Genomic DNA, 16,877 nt, shown 5'->3' on the forward strand with positions numbered 1-16,877 from the left:
TGTGATCCTCGGTCAGCCTTCCTGCAGTGCCTTCTTGCGCGACTTCGGCAACGCCGCGTAACTTACTTCGCCGTGCGTTCGCGATCCGAAAAGCGATCCGTCCGAAACCCCCGATGATCCGCAATTGCCGAACGAGAAACCGCAACTGCCCTTTTCGTCAAAGCTGTCCTGCGCCATTTCCTTGTGCGACGACGGCACGACGAAACGGTCTTCGTAGTTGGCGATCGCCATCAATTGATACATCTCTTCCACTTGCGACGCGGTGAGGCCGACATCGTTCAGCACGGCGTCATCGTTCACGTTGTTCACGTTCTGCGCACGCTTGAACGCGCGCATCGCGAGCATGCGGTTCAGCGCGGAGACGATCGGCGCCTCATCGCCGGCGGTGAGCAGGTTCGCGAGATAGCGCATGGGAATGCGCAAGCTCTTCACGTCCGGAATCACGCCGTTCATGCCCATGTGACCGGCATCCGCGGCCGACTGGATCGGCGAGAGCGGCGGCACGTACCAGACCATAGGCAGCGTGCGGTATTCCGGATGCAACGGGAACGCGACCTTCCACTCGCACGCCATGCGATACACCGGCGAGCGCTTCGCCGCGTCGAGCCAGCTTTGCGCGATGCCCTGACGGAGCGCTTCCGCCTGAACTTGCGGGTCGTGCGGATCGAGGAACAGATCGAGTTGCGACTGATAGAGATCCGTCGTCGCTTCGACCGACGCAGCCTCGGCAATGCGGTCCGCGTCGTACAGCATCACGCCGAGATAGCGGATACGGCCTACGCAGGTTTCCGAGCACACCGTCGGCTCACCCGCTTCGATACGCGGATAACAGAACACGCACTTCTCGGCCTTGCCCGACTTCCAGTTGAAATACATCTTCTTGTACGGGCAACCGGACACGCACATGCGCCAGCCGCGGCACTTGTCCTGATCGACGAGCACGATGCCATCGTCTTCTCGCTTGTACACCGAGCCCGACGGGCACGACGCCACGCATGCCGGATTCAGGCAGTGCTCGCACAGTCGCGGCAGATACATCATGAAGGTGTTCTCGAATGTCGAGTACATCTCCTTCTGCACGTTTTCGAAGAGCGCGTCGCGTCCGCGCGAATCGAATTCGCCGCCGAGATCGTCTTCCCAGTTCGGACCCCAATGGATCTTATCCATCTTCCTGCCCGTGATCGCGGACACCGGGCGCGCCGTGGGCGGCGTTTCCGAAAGCGGCGCGTTCTGCAGGCGCTCGTAGTCGTATGTGAACGGCTCGTAGTAGTCGTCGATGGCAGGCAGATTCGGATTCGCGAAAAGGTTCGCGAGCACTTTCAGCTTGGGCCCTTGGCGCGGCTCGATGCGTCCGTCGCTTTTGCGAATCCAGCCGCCGTTCCACTTCTCCTGGTTCTCCCACTGCTTCGGATAGCCGATGCCCGGCTTCGTCTCGACGTTGTTGAACCACGCGTACTCGACGCCATCGCGCGATGTCCACACGTTCTTGCACGTCACCGAACACGTATGGCAGCCGATGCACTTGTCCAGATTCAGGACCATCGCCACCTGGGCGCGGATCTTCATGATGCTGCTCCTTCCTTCAGCGGGCCTTCGAGCCAGTCGACTTTCTTCATCTTGCGCACGATCACGTATTCGTCGCGGTTGCTGCCCACGGTGCCGTAATAGTTGAAGCCGTAAGCCTGTTGCGCATATCCGCCGATCATGTGCGTCGGCTTGAGCACTGTGCGCGTGACCGAGTTATGGATACCGCCGCGCATGCCGCTCGTCTCCGCGCCCGGCACATTGATGATCTTTTCCTGCGCGTGATACATGAGGCACATTCCGCGCGGCACCCGCTGACTGACGACGACGCGCGCCGTCAGCGTGCCGTTCACGTTGAACACTTCGACCCAGTCGTTGTCCCTGAGACCGGCTTCCTTTGCTTCCGCTTCCGAGACCCACACATGCGGGCCACCGCGCGACAGCGTGAGCATGCGCAGGTTGTCCGTGTACGTCGAGTGAATGCCCCATTTCTGGTGCGGCGTGATCCAGTTCAGCACCAGTTCGTGCTCGCCGTTAGGCTTTGCACCGAGCATCGGCGCAATGGTTTTCGTGTCGATCGCGGGCTTGTAGACGCACGAGCCCTCGCCGAAATCGAGCATCCAGCGGTGATCCTGATAGAACTGCTGACGCCCCGTGAGCGTGCGCCATGGAATCAGTTCGTGAACGTTCGTGTAGCCCGCGTTGTAGCTGACTTCTTCCGACTCGAGCCCGGACCATGTGGGCGCGGAAATGATCTTGCGCGGTTGCGCCTGAACGTCGCGGAAACGGATCTTGTCGTGCTCGCGACCGAGCGCGAGGTGCGAATGATCGCGTCCCGTGATCTTCGAGAGCGCTTCCCACGCCTTCACCGCGACGTGGCCGTTCGTTTCAGGCGCAAACGTGAGAATCATCTCGGCGGCGTCGATGGCCGTCTCAAGACGCGGACGTCCCTTGCTCTGACCGGATAGATTCCCGAGCTCTTCGACTTCGTACGCCGTATTCCAGTTGATGCCCTTGCCGCCGTTCCCTAGTTTCTCCAGCAGCGGACCGACCGACGTGAACTTCTCGTAGATCGCGGTGTAGTCGCGCTCGACGACCGTCATCGAGGGCGCGGTCTTGCCCGGGATCAGGTCACATTCGCCGCGACGCCAGTCCTTCGGCTCGAACGCCTGGCCAAGTTCGCCCGGCGTGTCGTGCATGAGCGGCGTGCAGACGAGGTCCGTGCGCGTGCCGAGATGCTTTCCGCCGATTTCCGCAAACTTCTTCGCGATGGTCTTATAAATTTCCCAGTCGCTCTTGCTTTGCCATAACGGTTGCACCGCTTCTGACAACGGATGGATGAACGGATGCATGTCCGACGTGTTGAGGTCGTTCTTCTCATAGAACGTCGCGCTCGGCAGCACGATGTCGCCATAGAGGCAAGTCGTGCTCATACGGAAATCGAGCACGGTCAGCAGATCGAGTTTGCCTTCCGCCGCGTCGCGCACGTTCACTTCGCCGGGTTTGATCGCGTCGGCCTCATCGCCGAAGAGCGCGTTCTGCGTGCCGAGAAGATACTTCAGGAAGTATTCGTGTCCCTTGCCGGAGCTGCCCAGAATATTCGAGCGCCACACGAACATGTTGCGCGGGAAGTTCGCCGGATTGTCGGGGTCGTCGCATGCGAAATCGAGCTTGCCCGACTTGAGTTGCTCCACCGTGTATTCAATCGGATCGCGACCCGCGCGCTTCGCGGCGTCGACGATATCGAGCGGATTCGCACCGAGTTGCGGCGCCGAGGGCAACCAGCCCATGCGCTCGGACTTCGCGTTCATGTCAAGCATCGAGAGATTCTCGTAACGCGACTTGTCGGCGGTCGGCCCGAGAATTTCGTCGACGGCGACTTTCTCGTGACGCCATTGGCTCGTATGGTTATAGAAGAACGACGTGCCGTTCATCTGGCGCGGCGGACGCGACCAGTCGAGTGCGAACGCGAGCGGCGCCCAGCCGAATTGCGGACGGAGCTTTTCCTGGCCGACGTAATGCGCCCAGCCGCCACCGCTCTTGCCGACACAGCCGCACATCATCAGAAGGTTGATGATGCCGCGATAAATCATGTCGTTGTGATACCAGTGATTCAGCGCTGCGCCGACGATCACCATGCTCTTGCCTTGCGTACGGTCCGCATTGTCGGCGAACTCACGCGCCACCTGGATCACGAGATGGCGTGGCACGGTCGTGTGCTTTTCCTGCCATGCGGGCGTGTACGGGGTGTCGTCGTCATAGGACGTCGCAACGTTCGCGCCACCGAGGCCCTGATCCACGCCGTAGTTCGCCATCTGCAAGTCGTACACGGTCGCAACGCGCGCGCCCGTGCCGTCTGCGAGCGTGATGCGCTTCACCGGCACGCGACGCGCGAGCAGTGCGTCATGCTCCGCGCCGAAGTATGGGAAGCTCACCTCTGCAATCTCGTCATGAGCGTCGATCAGCGACAGGCACGGATCGATGTCGCGACCCGAACCGCCGTCCTTCTGTTCGAGGTTCCAACGGCCGACTTTCGCGCCGTCGTTGTGATTCGCCTCGCCCCAGCGGAACCCGATCGTGCCGTTCGGCGCGACGATCTTGCCGCTCGTCTCGTCGATGACGAGCGTCTTCCATTGCGGATTGTTCGCTTCGTCGAGATCGTTCTGCAGTTGCGATGCGCGCAGGAAATGATCGGGCACGAGCGTGCCTTCGTGTTCGCGCAGCACGACGAGCATCGGCATGTCGGTATAGCGCTTCACGTAGTCACGAAAGTACGCTGACTTGCCGCTCGCGTGGAATTCCTTCAGCACGACGTGGCCCATCGCCATGGCGAGCGCGGCGTCCGTGCCCTGCTTCGGCGCGAGCCAGATGTCGCCGAACTTCACCATTTCGCCGTAATCCGACGACACCGCGACCGTCTTCGTGCCCTTGTAGCGCACTTCGGTGTAGAAGTGCGCGTCGGGCGTGCGCGTCTGCGGCACGTTCGAACCCCAAACCATCAGGTACGTGGAGTTGTACCAGTCGGCGGATTCGGGCACGTCGGTCTGCTCGCCCCAGATTTGCGGCGATGCGGGCGGCAGATCACAGTACCAGTCGTAGAACGACAGGCATGCGCCGCCGATCAGGCTCAGATAGCGCGCGCCGGCCGCATAGGAAACCATCGACATCGCTGGAATCGGCGAGAAACCGATCACGCGGTCAGGCCCGTACTTGCCAATGGTGTACGCATTCGCCGCCGCGATGATCTCGCTCGCGATGTCCCAGTCGGCGCGCACGAAACCGCCGAGGCCGCGCACGCTCTTGTAGCGATTTGCCTTCACGGGGTCTTCGCAAATGGACGCCCACGCCGCGACCGGATCGAGCGTCTTGCGCGCTTCGCGCCACATTTCGATGAGACGGCCGCGAACCATCGGATGCTTCACGCGCTGCGCGGAATACACGTACCAGCTATACGACGCGCCGCGCGGACACCCGCGCGGTTCGTGATTCGGCAAATCGGGGCGCGTGCGCGGATAATCCGTCTGCTGCGTTTCCCACGTGATCAGGCCGTTCTTCACGTAGACCTTCCACGAGCACGAGCCCGTGCAGTTCACGCCATGCGTGGAGCGCACGATCTTGTCGTGCTGCCAGCGGCTGCGATAGCCGTTTTCCCATTTGCGGTCTTCGTTCACGACCGCGCCATGTCCATTCGAGAACGTGGACTTGATGCGCGACATGAACTTCAGCCGATCCAGAAAGTGACTCATCCGTTTCTCCGGGCGTGGCGGCCATGCGCCGCCATGAATACGTTGATTCGAGTGTAGGGACGCGATCGCCGCGCGCCCATTCCCCGAAAGGAGGCGTCGACGCGCATCAGACGGACTAGTGCGCGTACTCCTTTCGGACTAGGTCTATCTCCGCGCACGCGGACGAACTTGAGGCCCGACTACGCGCCCCGCGTGCCGGAGGGTTCAGCAAGGCATGTCCGCATTGCGGCGTGCGTAGCAGAACCACGTCACCGCCGCGCACAGCGCATAGAAGGCGATGAAGCACCAGAGCGCGGTGTCGGGCGAGCCGGTCATGCTCATCGACGTGCCAAAGCTGCGCGGAATGAAGAAGCCGCCGTACGCGCCGATTGCACCGGCAAAGCCGAGCACCGCCGCCGATTCTTTTCCCGCTTCGTGCAGCGCCTGCTTTTTCGCCGAGTCGGAGTCGCCTTCGGCTTCGCGCTGCTTCTGCGTCAGGAAGATCACCGGGATCATGCGGAAGGTCGAGCCGTTGCCGATGCCCGTCAGCGCGAACAGTGCGATGAACATCGCGAGGAAGCCGGCGAAGTTGCCGCTCGCGCCGTCGTGCGGCAGAAACGCCATCACGCCGAACACCGCCGCGATCATCGCGATGAAGGTCCACAGCGTCACGCGCGCGCCGCCGAGGCGATCCGAGATCCAGCCGCCGACCGGCCGCGTGAGCGCGCCAGCGAGCGGCCCGAGGAACGCGTAAGCAGTGGGATTGACCGATGGGAACTCAGCCTTCGTCAGCAACGCGAGGCCCGCCGAAAAGCCGATGAACGAACCGAACGTGCCGATGTACAACAGGCACATGAGCCAGTTGTGCTTGCGCCGGAATATGACGGCCTGTTCGGCGAACGAGGCTTTTGCATCGGCGATGTCGTTCATCCCGAACCAGGCCGCGAGCGCCGAGATGACGATGAACGGCACCCAGATGAAGCCCGCATTCTGCAGCCAGATGCTGTGCTCGACGCCGTTCACGTCGTAGGACTGGCCTGCGCCCGCGAATGCGCCGAACACGCTCGCCGAGATCACGAGCGGCGTCACGAACTGAACGATCGACACGCCCAGATTGCCGATGCCTGCGTTCATGCCCGTCGCGAAACCCTTCTTCGCCTTCGGGAAAAAGAAGCTGATGTTCGCCATCGACGAACTGAAATTCGCGCCGCCGAGGCCGCACAGCAACGCCAGAACGAGCAGCGTCGGATAGCCCGTCGACGGATCGCGCAGCGCCAAGCCCATGCCGAGCGCTGGAATCAGAAGACTCGCGGTGGAGAACGCTGTAAAGCGGCGTCCGCCGAATATCGGCACGAGAAACGAGTAGAAGATGCGCAGCGTCGCGCCAGAAAGCGGAGGCAACGCGGTGAGCCAGAACAACTGGTCCTTCGTGAAGTGAAAACCACCCTTATCGAGATTGACGACGACGACGCTCCATAGCGACCACACGGCGAACGCCAGCGCGAGCGCGGGAATCGAGATCCAGAGGTTGCGGCGAGCGACCGATTCGCCCGTTGCGCGCCAGAAGGCGGCGTTCTCGGGATCCCAGCGAGTGAGCAGATAGCGTGAAGACATGGTTAGTGCTTGGGTTGAAACGTGAAGTGCATGCAGATGAGACTGACCGCGGTCGCGCCGAACATCAGCATGAAACAGGTGGTACGCACGCCGGTGAGGTCGACGAGCAAACCAAAGAGAATCGGCAACAGGAAGCCGGCAAGTCCGCCCGCGAGGCCGACGATGCCCGACACGGCGCCGATGTTCGTCGAGAACTCGTCCGACACGAACTTGAACACCGACGCCTTGCCGACCGCCATCGCAACGCCGACGACAAACATGAGCACCGTATAGGCGACCGGTCCCATTTCGATGTGGAACGTGCGCGGGCCGTCTTTCGCGTGGACGACGAAATCCGTCACCGGATAGCTCAGCAGGAAGAAGCACGCGAGCGCGACCCACATGACGATCCAGGTCGTGCGGTACGCGCCGAAGCGGTCCGACATCCAGCCGCCGAGCGCGCGCAGCACGCCGCCCGGCAACGAGAAGCAAGCGGCGAGAAACGCGGCCTGTTCGATGCCGAAGCCGTACTGATTCACGTAGTACTGCGGCATCCACAATGCGAGGCCGACGTAGCCGCCGAACACGACCGAGTAGTACTGCGCGTAACGGAGCACGCGCCGGTCTTTCAGCACGGTCATCTGCGCGGCGAAACTCTGCGTGCTGGCGCTGCGATGCGCGGGATTGGACGCCGACACGAACCAGAAGACGATCGCGGTGAAGAGCATCGCGACGGAATAGACCTTCGGCACGATCGTCCATGTGCCCGCCGCGAGAATCAGCACGGGCGCGACGAACTTGGTCAGCGCCGCACCCGAATTGCCCGCGCCGAAGATGCCCATCGCGAGGCCTTGACGCGACTTCGGGAACCAGCGCGCGACATACGGCGTGCCGACTGAAAACGACGCGCCCGCGACGCCGACGAACAAGCCGAGCACGAGGAATTGCCACAGTTCCGTGGCATAGCCGATCAGCCAGATTGGCACGATAGTGACTGCCATCGTGCAGAAAAGGACGATGCGGCCGCCGAAACGGTCGGTCCAGATGCCGAGCGGCACGCGCAGCAACGAACCCGTGAGCACCGGCGTCGCGGCGATGAGGCCGAACTCGGTATCGGTGAGATGAAGCTGCTTTTTGAGAGGGATGCCGAGAATGGCGAAGACCATCCAGATGGCGAAGCAGATCGTGAATGCGAAGGTGCTTGCGCCGAGCACGCGCCAGGCGCGCGTGTCGGTCGATGCTTTTGTAGCGAGGGTTGAGTCGACGACGCTCATCGTCCTTTCCTTGTCGTTGTAACTTTCCCGACAAGGGTAAGGAGCGTCGCGCGAGACGCCTATCCGCCGTGCGGATGCGGCGGCGCTGTGCCGCTAGCTCATGCGGCGTAGTCCGGACGGAGTAGTGCCTGTCGCGTCACGCGTTCTGCGATGCCAGCGCGATGCAACTCGCCGGATCGATCGAAAAATGGATGGTCTCCCGGACCGGCGTTTTGTGCGATGGATGCACACGCGCGAGCACGATCTCTCCGCCGATCATGAAATCGGTCGTGCCGAAGCTCGAAACGCATCCTGTCGCGTAGCTTTGCGTCGAGGTTCGAGAGCGGTTCGAACACCATGCCGGACTTGCGGCGATTCGGCGGTACGAAGGTCTCGTCGCGCGCCGAGAAAACGGTCACGCTGTTCACCGAAATCGATCCGCCGACCGGACGTTCCAGCCCGGCAATGGAGCGCAGCGTCGTCTTGCCGCATCCGCTCGGGCCGAGCCGCGTGGAACGCGATATGGCTGCTTTCATCGCGTCGAATGTCAGTTCCAAGCGTGGCGCCCGGCGAGCGCGCCTTTTTTTAACCACCGCATCGTCAAAGAGTGTCAACCGACGGTGTAACGGTCAACGCCGGACGCAAAACACCGTTATCCGCAATGACGAATTGCCGCTTCGCCTCGTGCAATTTGAGATAGAGCGATGTTCAGCAGATTCGAACTCGCTGCTTCCGCCGCCGCTGGCTTTTGCCGGCGTCGCATCCGCCAAACAATCCGATCAACACCACCAGCGCGGCATGGCAAAAGTGCGCCACTTCGCCTCTTTGCCGGCACCGAAGCTCAAAGAAGTCCAAATGATTAGCTCTGTCCAATCGCGCCGCCTGTCGTGCGCAGCATGTCTTGCCGTCGTCTTCAGCTTCGTTCTTGGCGGATGCGCCAGTCGAACGCTCGAGCAGACCGCGACCAAGCCAGCTTCGCAAGCCGACGCTGCCGCTGCCCCGGCGGCACCTGCCGGCTTCTACCGCGTCACAGGCGCGGACACCCTCGCTTCGATCGCAGCCGCCTACGGTCGCGACCCGAACGCGATTGCCGCCTGGAACGGGCTTTCCGCCAGCACTCCACTGACGAACGGCCAACTGCTGCGGGTCGGTCCGCCATCGGCATCGGTTGCCGGCTCGGACGATTCCACGCAGCGGAGTGTGAACGCAACACGCTGCCGATCCGATTCCTTGTCCTGGCCGATAAAGGGCCCAATCCTGAAGCGCTTCGGCGTGGACGGGGTCCGGGGCGTTGTCATCGGTGGCGCAGCGGGAGACACGATCCGTGCGGCGAAAGGAGGACGCGTGGTGTATGCGGGTAACGAGATCGCGGGCTACGGCAGCCTCGTAATACTGAAACATGACAGTCGCTACCTGACTGCCTATGGCCATATCCAAAACGTTCTGACCAAGGAAGGGGCCGACGTAACGAAGGGGCAAGCCATCGCGACGATGGGCGCTCAAACGAATGGTCAGCCATCGCTGCTTTTCGAGGTGAGACGGGATCGTCAGCCAGTCGATCCCCTGCCCTACCTTTCCGACTGCGCTTCGTGATCCGTCGAACGTCAGGTCAGGTTACTTGCTCTCGAACAAAGCGATATGCACCGAATGAACATGCTTCAGCCGCGCATCCTCAGCGCCTTCGCCTGCATCCTGTTGATCGCCGGATGTGCAGCCTCTCTGTCGGAGCTAGGCAATGAGGGCGCTTCGACAAACCAACCGGCGAGCGCGTCGAGCCTTCCGGTTCAATCCGCAAACGACGATTGCGTTTCGACCGAAATCACTTTATCCGACCGGCCGGACGAGACACCGACCGCGCGCGCGTACCATCAAGCCGGGATTGCATCCTGGTACGGGCGAACGTTTCACGGTCGACGCACCGCCAGCGGCGAGCGCTTCGACATGTATGCCATGACAGCGGCACATCGCACGCTACCGCTCGGATCGTGGATCCGCGTCACGCTTCCGGGAGGGAGCCCGTCCGTCCTCGTCCGAATCAACGATCGCGGTCCGGTTTCACGCAACAGAATCATTGATCTGTCATACGGGGCAGCCGCTGCGCTGGGCATTGTCCGGCGTGGTTCGGCCCAAGTCGAACTATCGACCGATTCTGGTTTCCATACTCCGTCGTAGACTGCCGCTCCCATGTCTCGACTCTCACACAAGCGGGTAGCGTCCCCCCGCCTCCCGCTCACCAAGGCAATGCTCCTGCCATTGCCGCCTATGCACCGCAACTCATGACGCGCCGGTCTTGCATCTTCCTGTTCGTGCTGACCTACCTTCTGGGTTGCGTCCTGGCTGCGATCGACACCAAGGGGAGTCCGATCGACGTGATGCAGGCGACCATGTCCGCATGGAGCGCTTCGAACCGCGAAGCCGTTGCCGATGCGAGCCAGCGACGGCGCGATGAAATCGAGCGATCGAATGCCATTCGGGAATCCCGGCCTCTCGCCGGGCTTTAGCGAGAAGAACCGGAGAAGGCTCCTGAGCCGTGGCTTCACCTAGGCACGCGGCTCGGCTCCACCACGTGAGACGATCGAACCCGGCGAAGTTATCGCGGCGATCCATCGCGCGGCTCGAACACGCTTTGACGTCGCTTTATCACACTCGCAATTCCATCCCTTCGTTGTAGACTCGCCTGCTCCTTTCGGAGTAGGCAAAAAGTTCCGCCTTCGCGCGACACTCCGTCGCATCAACTTGATCTGAAACAAAATTTCAACCATTCGCGTCATCGCGAAAAATCGCGCGTGGCATGATCTTGACGCGGCGCAAAGCCGTGCAACGGCGTTCTTCCCGGGACGCTTCGATCATCGAAACCAGCGAATGCAATGAATGAAAATACCCAACGTTTAGTAGTGCCATTGTTATCGGGGTTGATAGCCAGTCTTTGTCTTTCGGGATGCAAGCTGGAGGTGTTGGACTCGAAAGGCGTGATTGGCGCAGCGGAATCGTCGCTGATCGCCACCGCGACTTACGCCATGCTTCTCGTCGTAGTCCCGGTGATCCTGCTCACCCTGTTCATCGCATGGCGCTATCGCGCGTCCAACACGAAGGCCACGTATGCGCCGAAATGGGCGCATTCCACGGCCATCGAAGTCGTGGTCTGGGCGATTCCCGCAGCCATCATCCTGTACCTCGGCATCCTCACGTGGAAAACCACGCACGAGCTCGATCCGTACAAGCCGCTGCAATCCGAAGTCAAGCCGATCAACGTCGAAGTCGTGGCGCTCGACTGGAAGTGGCTGTTCATCTATCCGGATCTTGGCGTCGCGTCGGTGAACCAGCTCGCGTTCCCGGTCGGCACGCCGGTGAACTTCCGCATCACGTCCGATTCGGTGATGAATTCTTTCTTCATCCCGCAACTCGGCAGCCAGATCTACGCGATGGCGGGCATGCAGACGAAGCTGCACCTGATGGCCGATCACGCAGGCGACTACGCAGGCATCTCGGCGAACTACAGCGGCAAGGGCTTCTCCGACATGAAGTTCCGTGCACTGGCCATGTCCAACAAAGACTTCGACGCGTGGCTGAAGCAGGTCAAGAACGCGCCCGAGAATCTGAGCATGGACGTCTACGCCGGCGTCGCGCGTCCGAGCGAAAAGGTCGCGGTGCGCTACTTCTCGACCGTCGATCCGAAGCTCTTCAACAACATCGTCGCGAAGTACAACTACGGCAACTCGGTCGTAGGCGCAAATTGTGTAACCAAGGGGTAAGCCATGTTCGGCAAACTAACGCTTGAGGCGATCCCGTACCACGAGCCAATCATCATGGGGGCGACCGTCTTCATGGCGGTCCTCGCGCTCGGTACGGTCGGCCTTATCACTAAACTCGGCAAATGGGGCTGGCTCTGGCGCGAGTATCTGACTTCGGTCGATCACAAGCGCATCGGCGTCATGTATCTGGTCGTCGCCGGGCTGATGCTCGTGCGCGGCTTCGCCGACGCCGTCATGATGCGCGTGCAACAGGCCATCGCGCTCGATGGGCCCGGCTATCTGCCGCCGCATCACTTCGACCAGATCTTCACGGCCCACGGCACGATCATGATCTTCTTCATGGCCATGGCGCTGCTGGTCGCGTTCTTCAACCTCGTCGTGCCCCTGCAGATCGGCGCGCGTGACGTGGCGTTCCCGTTCATCAACTCGCTGTCGTTCTGGATGACGGCCGTCGCCGCCATTCTGATCAACCTGTCGCTGTTCATCGGCGAGTTCTCGACGACGGGCTGGCTCGCGTATCCGCCGCTCTCCGAGACGCAGTTCAATCCGGGCGTCGGGGTCGACTACTACATCTGGGCGTTGCAGTTGTCCGGCGTCGGCACGCTGCTCACCGCGGTGAACTTCTTCGTGACGATCGTGAAGATGCGCGCGCCCGGCATGACGTGGATGAAGATGCCGGTCTTCACGTGGACGGCGTTCTGCTCGAACGTGCTGATCATGGCGACGTTCCCGATCCTGACCGTCGCGCTCGCGCTGCTGGCGCTGGACCGTTACCTCGGCATGCACTTCTTCACGAACGACGGCGGCGGCAACCCGATGGTCTACCTGAACCTGATCTGGGCCTGGGGTCATCCTGAGGTCTACATCCTGGTTCTGCCCGCCTTCGGCATTTACTCGGAAGTGGTCGCGACGTTCTCGAAGAAGCCGTTGTTCGGCTACAAGACGATGGTCTGGGCCACGTGCTGCATCATGGTGCTGTCGTTCCTCGTGTGGCTGCACCACTTCTTCACGATGGGCTCGGGCGCTAACGTCAATGCCTTCTTCGGCATTATGACGATGGTCATTTCCATCCCGACCGGCGTGAAGATCTTCAACTGGCTCTTCACGATGTACCGAGGCCGCGTGCAGATGACTTCGCAAATCCTCTGGACCATCGGCTTCGTCATCACCTTCACGCTAGGCGGCATGACGGGCGTGATGCTCGCGATTCCCGGCGCGGACTTCGTGCTCCACAACAGCCTGTTCCTGATCGCGCACTTCCATAACGCGATCATCGGCGGCGTGGTGTTCGGTTACTTCGCCGGCATTTCGTACTGGTGGCCGAAGGTGTTCGGCTTCAAGCTCGACGAAAAGCTCGGCAAGAGTGCGTTCGTGTGCTGGTTCGTCGGCTTCTTCGTCGCGTTCGTGCCGATCTACATCCTCGGCTTCATGGGTGCGACGCGCCGCCTGAATCACTACGACGACCCGTCGTGGCAGCCGTTCTTCATCGCCGCTGCCGTGGGCGTGGGCATCATCGCGCTGGGTGTCGTGTTCCAGGTCGCGCAGATCGTGGTCAGTATCATCCGCCGCAATCAGCCTGCGTATCGCGATGTCACCGGCGATCCGTGGGGTGCGCGCACGCTCGAGTGGTCCATCAGCTCGCCGCCGCCGGTCTATAACTTCGCGAATATTCCCGCTGTGCGCGAACTCGACGACTTCGCCGATGCCAAGGAACACGGCCGCATCGATACGCGTCCGTACCGCGACATCCACATGCCGTCGAATACGAGCGCGGGTCTGGTCATCGGCCTGTTCGCGCTGGCCTTCGGTTTCGCGGCTATCTGGCACATCTGGTGGCTCGCTGCTGCAAGCATGGTCGGCATCTTCGCGACGGCTATCGGTTACAGCTTCCGCGATAACGCCGGCTTCATCATCCCGGCCGCGACCGTGAAGTCGACCGAAGAGCGCAACCGTCCGCCGAAGACGCCTGCGAAGGCCGGCTCGGCTCGCGAACTCGAACTGGAGGCAATGTAATGTCGCAATCGACGCTATCCGCGCAACACGCGCATGGCCATGAGCACGAGCACCAGTCGCATTCGGTGTTCGGCTTCTGGGCCTATCTGATGACCGACTGCGTGCTGTTCGCGTCGCTCTTTGCAACCTTCGCGATGTTCGCGATGCAGACCGCAGGCGGCCCGACGCCCAAGGATCTCTTCAACCTGAAGGACGTCGCGTACGAAACGGGCCTGCTTCTCACGAGCAGCCTGACCTTCGGTCTCGCGATGATCTCGGCGACGCGCCGCAAGTCGGGCGCTGTGCTCGCGTGGCTGTTCGTCACGTTCCTGCTGGGTGCGGGCTTCCTGTTTCTGGAAATGCAGGAGTTCGCGCATCTGATCGCTGAAGGCGCGGGTCCGCAACGCAGCGCGTTCTGGTCGGCGTTCTTCACGCTCGTCGGCACGCACGGTTTGCACGTGTCCATCGGCATGATCTGGCTGGTCGTGTTGGCCGTGCAGATCGCACGCAATCCGCAAATGAACGAACGGGAATTGCGCCGTCTCGCTTGCCTGAGCCTCTTCTGGCACTTCCTCGACATCGTCTGGATTTGCGTGTTTTCCTTCGTCTACCTTGGGAGCGTCGTCTGATGGCACATGCTCATACCGAAACAAGCGATTTCCCGCACGTCACCGTGCGCGGTTATCTCATCGGCTTCGTGCTGGCTGTCGTGCTAACTGTGGCGTCGTTCTGGGCCGCGACCTCGGGCGCGTTCAAGGGCGAAAGCGCGATCGTCGCGCTCGCCGTGCTGGCCGCGGTGCAGGTGATCGTGCATGTGGTGTTCTTCCTGCACGTCAACTCGTCGAAGGGACAGCGCTGGCATGCGATCTCGTTTGCCTACACCATTCTCATGTCGCTGATTCTTATCGTCGGCACGGTTTGGGTGATGCATAACGTGCACATGCTGATGATGGCGCGCTAATCGCTCGGCTTCATCGCGTGATCTAAGGCGGACCTGCCGGTCCGCCTTTTTTTCGTCCGTCGAAAAGGCGGTATCTGCACGAATTCATCATTCGTTGAAGAATCTTGACAATTCGCGGAACGAGGAAGAATATCTGTCCATAATTTGATTCACGAATCCACAATATGGACAAGGAGACGCGATGACCGCGCCAAAACCCGCGGCGGATGCCATGACGCCGTATCAACTTCCCTTCCCTAAAGAAGCGCAAAAGGAAATCGTCGTGCCGAGCGCGATTCCCGCCGACGAGCGCGAATGGGTGCCGCAGGCCGAAAACGTCTGGTTCCGTCCACTGTGTCTGAACGTGTCGACCGGCTACTGGATGAACCTCCTGCGCGTGCGCAAATCCGGCGTGCTGTCGCGTCATCGTCATCCGCAGGCGGTCCACGGCATGGTGCTCAAAGGCCGCTGGCGCTATCTCGAACATGACTGGGAAGCGACCGAAGGCAGCTATGTCTTCGAGCCGCCCGGCGAAACGCACACGCTCTATGTTCCCGAAGACGTCGAGGAAATGATCACGTACTTCCAGGTGAACGGCGTGATGTTCTATTGCGACCCGTACGGCAACTACACCGGCTACGAAGACGTCTTCACCAAAGTCGACATGTGCCGCAAGCATTACGAATCGGTCGGACTCGGTGCCGACTTCGTCGATCAATTCATTCGCTAGCATCCACCCAAACTCAACCCTCTAACAGACTCGAAGAGCATTCGGAGGAGACAACATGCTGGAAAAATCACCGCGCCTGAAGCGCATTCAGTGGGTCGCGCTCACTTTTCTGACGCTCGCGGGCATCGTGAATTATCTCGATCGCAGCACGCTCTCGATCGCGAATCACTCCGTCACGCAGGAGCTCGGCCTCTCCGCCTCGCAGATGGGCCTGCTGCTCTCCGCGTTCTCGTTCGCGTACGCGTTCTCGCAGTTGCCCATCGGCGTGATGCTCGACCGCTTTGGCGCGCGCATCATGCTCGGCCTCGGCATGTTCGTGTGGTCGGTCGCGCAGTTGTTCGGCGGGCTCGTCACGAATCTGCATCAGTTTCTCGCGGCGCGCATCGCGCTCGGCATCGGCGAGGCGCCGCAATTTCCGGCGGGCGCAAAGGTCGTGTCCGAATGGTTCGCGCAACGCGAACGCGGCAAGCCGACGGGCATCTTCGTCACGTCATCGACCATCGGACCCGCGCTCGCGCCGCCCATCCTCACCGTGCTCCTGCTGTCCTTCGGCTGGCGCAACATGTTCATCATCATGGGCGCGCTCGGGATTGCGGTGTCGATCGGCTGGTACATCGTCTATCGCAACCGGAAGGACGTGAAGCTCGAATCGCAAGAACTCGCGCATCTGACCGAGGGCGAACCGGCGCAGCGCAAGGAACGCAACATGACGTTCGCGGAATGGCGCGGCCTTTTCGGCAAGGCGACGACGTGGGGCATGATCTTCGGCTTCATGGGCGTGATCTACATGGTGTGGCTGTATCTCACGTGGCTGCCCGCGTATCTCGAACACGAGCGTCATCTGACGATCGCGAAGACCGGCTGGGTCGTGACGATTCCGTATCTCGCGGGTACGCTCGGCATGCTCTCGTCGGGCTTCATCGCCGATGGTTTGATGGCGCGCGGCGTCGCCCCGATCCGCAGCCGCAAGTGGCCGATCTGCTCGGGACTCATCGGCGCGGCGCTGTTCACCGTGCCCGCCGCGTTCACGCCGAACCTGACGCTCGCGATCGCCTATCTGTCGGCCGCGATGTTCTTCGTCAACATGGCGAGCGGCGCCGCGTGGGCGCTCGTTTCCGTTGCCGCGCCGCGCCACATGGTCGCGTCGCTCGGCAGTATCCAGAACTTCGGCGGCTACTTCGGCGGCTCGTTTGCGCCGTTCATCACGGGCCTCGTCGTCGACAAGACGCATTCGTTCGTGAACGCGTTTCTGATCAGCGCGGGCGTCGCGTTCGCTGCTGCGCTCGTCTACATGTTCGTCGTGCGCGCGCCGATCGAGGACGCGGAGCGCCAGACCGAACCCGTTCCCGCCGTATGAATCGCACCGAT

General features: G+C 61.5%; 13 protein-coding genes. 8 read left to right on the forward strand and 5 right to left on the reverse strand.

Annotated features, from left to right (window positions below; translation table 11 throughout):
- Positions 1-12 precede the first annotated feature (12 nt).
- From narH to QCE58_RS34135, 5 genes are all read right to left on the reverse strand, one after another.
- Entirely contained in the window at positions 13-1,566 is a 1,554-nt protein-coding gene (gene narH, locus QCE58_RS22450) for a nitrate reductase subunit beta (protein WP_250522087.1), read from the reverse strand.
- Positions 1,563-5,270, reverse strand: a complete 3,708-nt coding sequence (locus QCE58_RS22455) for a nitrate reductase subunit alpha (protein WP_309780349.1) — start codon at positions 5,268-5,270, stop codon at positions 1,563-1,565. Before QCE58_RS22455 ends, narH begins: the two co-directional genes overlap by 4 nt.
- A 204-nt stretch (positions 5,271-5,474) precedes the next feature.
- Entirely contained in the window at positions 5,475-6,863 is a 1,389-nt protein-coding gene (locus QCE58_RS22460; RefSeq protein WP_250441233.1) for a NarK family nitrate/nitrite MFS transporter, read from the reverse strand.
- Positions 6,864-6,865: 2 nt separating this feature from the next.
- Positions 6,866-8,116, reverse strand: coding sequence for a nitrate/nitrite transporter (locus QCE58_RS22465; protein ID WP_250522089.1), 1,251 nt, complete (start codon positions 8,114-8,116; stop codon positions 6,866-6,868).
- A 98-nt stretch (positions 8,117-8,214) separates the two neighbouring features.
- Positions 8,215-8,571 (reverse strand): hypothetical protein, encoded by a 357-nt coding sequence (locus QCE58_RS34135; protein ID WP_409014142.1) that lies wholly within the window; start codon positions 8,569-8,571, stop codon positions 8,215-8,217.
- Between QCE58_RS34135 and QCE58_RS34140 the strand changes: the two genes are divergently transcribed.
- The 8 genes from QCE58_RS34140 to QCE58_RS22510 all read left to right on the forward strand — a co-directional run bounded on the left by QCE58_RS34140 (position 8,453) and on the right by QCE58_RS22510 (position 16,866).
- Positions 8,453-9,688 (forward strand): peptidoglycan DD-metalloendopeptidase family protein, encoded by a 1,236-nt coding sequence (locus QCE58_RS34140; RefSeq protein ID WP_409014139.1) that lies wholly within the window; start codon positions 8,453-8,455, stop codon positions 9,686-9,688. The two genes, QCE58_RS34135 and QCE58_RS34140, sit on opposite strands and share 119 nt — an antisense overlap.
- A gap of 54 nt (positions 9,689-9,742) precedes the next feature.
- Positions 9,743-10,267 (forward strand): septal ring lytic transglycosylase RlpA family protein, encoded by a 525-nt coding sequence (locus QCE58_RS22480; RefSeq protein ID WP_409014140.1) that lies wholly within the window; start codon positions 9,743-9,745, stop codon positions 10,265-10,267.
- 695 nt (positions 10,268-10,962) lie between these two features.
- Positions 10,963-11,847, forward strand: a complete 885-nt coding sequence (cyoA, locus tag QCE58_RS22485) for a ubiquinol oxidase subunit II (RefSeq protein ID WP_250522091.1) — start codon at positions 10,963-10,965, stop codon at positions 11,845-11,847.
- A gap of 3 nt (positions 11,848-11,850) precedes the next feature.
- Positions 11,851-13,860 (forward strand): cytochrome o ubiquinol oxidase subunit I, encoded by a 2,010-nt coding sequence (gene cyoB / locus QCE58_RS22490; RefSeq protein WP_175982659.1) that lies wholly within the window; start codon positions 11,851-11,853, stop codon positions 13,858-13,860.
- Positions 13,860-14,468 carry a cytochrome o ubiquinol oxidase subunit III gene (gene cyoC, locus QCE58_RS22495; RefSeq protein WP_008349103.1) on the forward strand — a complete coding sequence of 203 codons (609 nt, stop codon included), beginning with the start codon at positions 13,860-13,862 and terminating at the stop codon, positions 14,466-14,468. Before cyoB ends, cyoC begins: the two co-directional genes overlap by 1 nt.
- Positions 14,468-14,800, forward strand: a complete 333-nt coding sequence (gene cyoD, locus QCE58_RS22500; protein WP_008349105.1) for a cytochrome o ubiquinol oxidase subunit IV — start codon at positions 14,468-14,470, stop codon at positions 14,798-14,800. Before cyoC ends, cyoD begins: the two co-directional genes overlap by 1 nt.
- Positions 14,801-14,981: 181 nt before the next feature.
- Positions 14,982-15,509, forward strand: coding sequence for a 2,4'-dihydroxyacetophenone dioxygenase family protein (locus QCE58_RS22505; protein ID WP_008349107.1), 528 nt, complete (start codon positions 14,982-14,984; stop codon positions 15,507-15,509).
- A gap of 55 nt (positions 15,510-15,564) precedes the next feature.
- Positions 15,565-16,866 carry an MFS transporter gene (locus QCE58_RS22510; protein WP_008349109.1) on the forward strand — a complete coding sequence of 434 codons (1,302 nt, stop codon included), beginning with the start codon at positions 15,565-15,567 and terminating at the stop codon, positions 16,864-16,866.
- The last annotated feature ends 11 nt before the right edge of the window (positions 16,867-16,877 follow it).

Origin of the sequence: Caballeronia sp. LZ028 (assembly GCF_031451415.1) — a bacterium.
GTDB lineage: Bacteria > Pseudomonadota > Gammaproteobacteria > Burkholderiales > Burkholderiaceae > Caballeronia > Caballeronia zhejiangensis.